Annotated in this window: 1 protein-coding gene; it reads left to right on the top strand. The window is 39.0% G+C overall.

The genetic code is table 11. The annotated features are described in order from the left end of the window. Nucleotides 1–230: 230 nt before the first annotated feature. Nucleotides 231–981: hypothetical protein (locus tag J3U16_RS09330; protein WP_267342937.1), on the top strand; the 751-nt coding region annotated here is incomplete at its 3' end.

The following is a 981-nucleotide window of genomic DNA, read 5'->3' as shown; positions in this document are numbered from 1 at the left end:
CTGTCACTATAATCTTTAACTGTTCTAGCTTTGAGAATTTAACTGCAAAGCATTAATTAAATTCAAAATTTACTTGACAGGAATGTCGTTATGCATTATAATTTTCACCATGCACCATGCACCATGCACCTTGGTCAACCTATACTTTAAATTCGTCTAAGTTAAGCTCCCAATTTTCATTTTTCCGAGAACTTCATTTTTTCATCTGTTCAAGCAAAATTCTACGAATTTTGGCGCGATCGTTTCATCGTTCCAAATTATTTCGGTTGATCTTTGTCGTACTACTACTTCCTTCTTTTAGCCATGCATTAACCGTTAATACCTCGAATTCTATTCACGGAAATGAGCCATATTTAACTTACGATGGCGGTCGTACTCGTGCGGTTAATAATGACGGTTTGCTCGGGATTACACTATCTGATGGTACACATTATACGCCTTCTACCAATTCTTCATCTATAACTCCAATCTCCTTGCCTGTTGAGGGACAGAGTTTTGCTGATATAAGTATGTTCGTCCCAACTAATACTAATTCAGTCGATTTAAATTCTCTTATTGGTCCTCCTAATAATTATTGGGGAGATGATGATGGTGATTCTGGCGTTACTGCTACAGGTACGTTAAGTTTATCTATCGTCGATAAAAGCGGTCAAACGGTATCACGTAGTGCAGTGCCAGAGATTTGTAACGCACCTTATCGTGTTATGTTATCCAGTACTGACGGTACATTATCGACTCGTTACGGTATTCCTAATCGTAGTGATTTCCGTGCTAGTAATGTGACTTATTACGTCAATCCTAAGGCTGCGTCTGTGGTTTGTTTTGTCAGACCTAATTTGGATTACGGTACAGGTAATTATGCTGGTCCGGTTTCGATGTGGGACCCAGCTAAGGGCTTTCTCACTCAAGAAACAGACCCGTCACGTTACGGTCAAAACTTTCCTACTACAGGTCTTAATGGATTGTACTTTGATTTAGATA

The sequence above is a fragment of the Gilliamella sp. B3023 genome, assembly GCF_026536845.1.
In the GTDB taxonomy this organism is placed as follows: Bacteria; Pseudomonadota; Gammaproteobacteria; order Enterobacterales; family Orbaceae; genus Gilliamella; species Gilliamella apicola_E.
Note: the sequence above shows the minus strand (reverse complement) of the source record. Positions and strands in the feature narration are given on the sequence as shown.